This window comes from Frankia sp. CeTa3Moorea, assembly GCF_978021225.1.
On the sequence record NZ_CDXDOR010000239.1, the window covers coordinates 1 to 4,867 of the forward strand.

General features: G+C 66.0%; 1 protein-coding gene. It reads left to right on the forward strand.

From position 1 onward, the window contains the following. The first annotated feature begins 246 nt into the window (after positions 1-246). Complete coding sequence (gene dnaE / locus AC08OV_RS23460; protein WP_476614261.1) at positions 247-3,798, forward strand: DNA polymerase III subunit alpha; 3,552 nt, start codon at positions 247-249, stop codon at positions 3,796-3,798. The last annotated feature ends 1,069 nt before the right edge of the window (positions 3,799-4,867 follow it).

Consider the following 4,867-nt stretch of genomic DNA (forward strand, 5'->3'; position numbering starts at 1 on the left):
TATCGCAGGTACCAGCGGACAGCGAGGAGGCGCGCTCGCGCGGCACGTGGTTGGTCACGGCGCAGAGCTTGCCTGATCGCGTCGCTGCTTCCTCGGGAGTGCTGACGAATCCGCCGTTGATCTCAACGAATTATCTTTGAGGGATCAACACACTTAGGGGCTGTTGTGCCGCGTGCCTCTCTGGTGGCTCTGAGTGGCGGGGCTAGACTCCGACCGGCGGGCCGTTGCGGGCGAGAGGGGACTGGGATGCCGGCGGATTCTTTTGTTCACCTCCACGTGCACACTGAGTATTCGATGCTGGACGGTGCGGCGAAAACGGGCTTGCTTTTCAAGGAAGCGGCGAAGCTGGGGATGCCGGCCGTCGGGATGACCGACCACGGTAACATGTTCGGTGCCTACGAATTTTATCAGGGTGCGAAGTCCGCGGGTGTCAAGCCGATCATCGGGATTGAGGCGTACCTGGCGCCCGAGTCGCGCCATCACAAGCGGCCTGTCCTGTGGGGTGAGCGTTCGCAGCGCGACGTTGACCCTGCGGGTGAGGGTGGTGACGTGTCCGGTGGTGGCGCCTACACCCACATGACGATGCTCGCGGCCAACGGGGCCGGGCTGCGCAACCTGTTCCGGCTGTCGTCGATCGCGTCGATCGAGGGCTACTACCGCAAGCCGCGGATGGACCATGAGCTGGTCTCCCAGTACTCGGAAGGGATCATCGCGACGACGGGCTGCCCGTCGGGTGAGGTGCAGACCCGGCTGCGTCTGGGCCAGTTCGACAAGGCGCTCGCCGCGGCGGCCACCTACCAGGAGGTCTTCGGCGCGGACAACTTCTTCCTGGAGTTGATGGATCACGGTTTGCCGATCGAGCGCAGTGTCCGCCAGGGTCTGCTCGACATCGGCGACAAGCTGGGGCTTCGCCCGTTGGCCACGAACGACTCGCACTATGTGACCGAGGATCAGGCGGGCAGCCATGAGGTGCTGCTGTGCGTCGGCACCGGTAAAAGACTCGACGATCCGACCCGTTTCAAATTCGACGGATCGGGATATTACCTCAAGTCGCCGGAGGAAATGCGCAACCTGTGGGACAGTGAGGTCCCCGGGGCCTGCGACAGCTCTCTGCTTATCGCCGAGCGCGTCGAGTCCTACGACGATGTTTTCAAGTTTGTGGACCGGATGCCGCGGTACCCGGTACCCGAGGGTGAGACGCAGCTGTCCTGGCTGCGCAAGGAAATCGACCGCGGACTGACGTGGCGCTTCCCTGCGGGCGTGCCCGCCGATGTGGTCGAGCGCGTCGACTACGAGGTCGGCGTGATCGACAAGATGGGTTTCCCGGCTTACTTCCTGGTCGTCGCCGACATCTGCAAGTTCGCGAGAGATCGGGGCATCGGGCTGGGTCCGGGGCGTGGATCGGCGACCGGGTCGATGATCGCCTACATCCTGGGTATCACCGAGCTGAACCCGATCGAGCACGCGCTGATCTTCGAGCGGTTCCTCAACCCGGAGCGGATCAGCCCGCCGGATATCGACCTGGACTTCGACGAACGTCGACGCGGTGAGGTGATCCGCTACATCACCGAGCAGTACGGCGAGGACCGCGTCGCGCAGATCAACACCTTCGGCACCATCAAGGCCAAGGCCGCGATCAAGGACTCGTGCCGGGTGCTGGGTTACGACTACGCCCTCGGCGACAAGATCTCAAAGGCGATGCCGCCGGATGTGATGGGCCAGGGCATCCCGCTGGCCGGGATCTTCGACCCGAACCATGAGCGGTACGGTGAGGCCGCCGAGGTCCGGGCCCAGTACGAGACCGACACCAAGGTTCGGAAGGTCATCGACACCGCGCGGGGGCTGGAGGGGCTCACCCGCGGCACTGGTGTCCACGCCGCCGGGGTCATCCTGTGCTCGGAGCCGCTGCTGGATGTCCTGCCGATCCATCGCCGCGACAATGACGGCGCGATCATCACCGGGTTCCCGTTTCCTCAGTGCGAGGAGATGGGCCTGCTCAAGATGGACTGCCTCGGGCTGCGGAACCTCACCGTCATCGGTGACGCGATCGAGGCCGTCAAGCGTAACCGCAACGTCGACATCGACCTGTCCACCCTCCCCTTGGAGGACGCCAAGGCCTTCGAGTTGCTCGCCCGCGGCGACACGCTCGGGGTGTTCCAGCTCGACGGCGGACCGATGCGTAACCTGCTGCGCCTGATGGCACCGACGAAGTTCGGCGACATCGCCGCCGTGCTCGCGCTCTACCGGCCCGGCCCGATGGCGGCCAACAGCCACATCGAGTACGCCGACCGCAAGAACGGCCGCAAGGAGATCCTCCCGATCCACCCCGAGCTCGCCGAGGCGCTGGAGCCCATCCTCGGCGAGACCTACCACCTGGTGGTCTACCAGGAGCAGGTCATGGCCATCGCCCGGGAGCTGGCCGGCTACAGCCTCGGCGGCGCCGACCTGTTGCGCCGCGCGATGGGCAAGAAGAAGAAGGAGATCCTGGACAAGGAGTTCGCTCGCTTCTCCGCCGGGATGAGGGAGAAGGGCTATACCGACGCGGCGGTCCAGGCGCTGTGGGACGTGCTCGTCCCGTTCTCTGGCTACGGGTTCAACAAGTCCCACACCGCCGGGTACGGTGTCGTGTCGTTCTGGACGGCCTACCTCAAAGCCAACTACCCGGCCGAGTTCATGGCGGCGCTGCTGACGTCCGTCGGTGACGACAAGGACAAGATGGCGGTGTACCTGGCCGAGACCCGCCGGATGGGTATCCAGGTCCTGCCCCCCGACGTCAACGAGTCGGATCTGCGGTTCGGTGCGGTCGGTGACTCGATCCGTTTCGGCCTGGGGGCCGTCCGTAATGTGGGGGAGAACGTCGTCGCCTCGATAGTCGCGGCCCGGCGGAGGAAGGGCGCGTATGAGTCGTTCGCCGACTTCCTGCAGAAGGTCGACATCGGGGTGTGCAACAAGCGCACCATCGACTCGCTGATCAAGGCCGGGGCGTTCGACTCGCTGGGCCATCACCGCCGGGTGCTGGTCAACGTGCACGAGAACGCGATCGACGCGGTGATCATCACGAAGCGGGCCGAGGCCATCGGCCAGTTCGACCTGTTCGGCGACGGGGGCGCCGGCGAGGAGGAGGAGAGCCCGGGGCTAGGACTCGACCTGGACCTGTCCGGCCCCGAATGGCCGAAGAAGGAGCTGCTGGCTCAGGAACGCGACATGCTCGGCCTGTACGTGTCCTCGCATCCGCTCGAAGGCGCCGAGCGGGCGCTGGATCGCCACCGCGACACCCGGATCGTCGACCTCGCCGAGGCCAACGACGGGACGACCGTACAGATCGCCGGTATCATCAGCAAGATCGACAAGCGGATCAACAAGAACACCGCCAAGGCGTGGGCGATCGTGACCGTCGAGGATCTCGACGCCTCCGTCGAGGTGCTGTTCTTCCCCCAGTCCTACGAGGTCCATTCGTACGCGCTCGTGACCGACGCGGTCATCTCGGTGCGGGGCAGGATCAACGAGCGGGAGGGGTCGGTCTCGCTGTTCGCCCAGGACCTGACGGTGGTCGATGTCGCGACGCACGTGAACGGGCCGCCTGTCGTCATCACTCTGCCGTCACACAAGATCACACCACCGCTGGTCGATGACCTCAAACTCGTCCTGACGACTCATCCCGGGACAACTCCGGTGCACCTGCGGCTCGAAGGCCCGCAGAACACGCATCTGTTCCTGCTCGAACTCCAGGTGCAGGCGAGTAGTTCGCTGCTCGGGGATCTCAAGGCCCTGCTGGGTGCCCGAGCGGTCACCGTATGAGCGACCCGTCGCCGGAGGCGAGACAGCCTGCCGAGGTGGTGCTGTGCTCGACGGATAGTCCGCCGCGCTGCTGACACGCTGGGTGGCAACGCTGGCCGTGCCGGCCGTCGACCTCCAGGCGTGGGAAGCCGACTATCAGGCGTGGCTACGAGGCGACCTGTGACACCTGGGCAGGTGCGTGTGGTCCGTCCGGCCAGGTCGGCAGCGTCGGAGCAGGCCGCAGTGGCACCGGCTGGAACATGCCCCCCCGCTGCCAGCGGGTGAGCGCCGAGGCCCAACGGTAGATACGCCGTGCCGGAGCGGCGGCCGACTTGCAGGCAGGGGTACGGGTAGGCGATGAACGGGTCGCCCAGGTACAGCGTCTCCAGGTCGACGAGGCCGCCCAGCCGGGCGACGTTGAGCGGCTGCCCGTCGTAGGAGTCGTAGCCGAACCGGGGATGGCTGAGGTCGACGTCGTCAACAGCGACGATCCCGGCCTGGACCGCGGCCAACTCGTCGGCCAGTGGCCAGCGGTCGTACCAGTGGGCATCGAGGTAGACCAGCGGCCGATCGAACCGGCCGGTGAGCGACGCCAGCACAGCCGCGGAGTCGCCGGTCACCACGGTGGTGTTCGGCCGGTCGCGTAGCCGGGTGCGGGCGAATGCGGCGTGCTCCTCGACGACGTCGCAGGTGATGATCGGCAGAGTGGGGTAGAGCCGGGCGAGGTAGTCGGTGGTGTCGCCGAGGAAGCAGCCAGTCTTGATGATGCCGTCACATCCATAGGCGTCGATCAGGTAGTCGACCTGCAGCGCGGTGGTGATGTCGAAGCCGAACGGTCCCCCGCCGTCGGAGAGGCGAGCGCAGCCGGCGCGAAGGGTGGTGTAGAAGGTGTCCAGGAGGCCGATCGACGGCTGGTACATGGCAGCCTTTCACACGCTGTGAGTGTGGCGCAGCCAGCGAGGTGCCTGGGACGGCCGCTGCGTGCGGCTCCCAGGCGCCCGGAGAGGACACCCCATTCATGATTGTTCTTTGCACAAAATTGCCGAATGCGCACACAATGCGCACACACGCCGCCCGGGTGCGGCGCACG

Excerpts from the sequence above, each read along its gene's own strand:
- dnaE (WP_476614261.1), top strand. The coding sequence starts at position 247 with ATGCCGGCGGATTCTTTTGTTCACCTCCACGTGCACACTGAGTATTCG.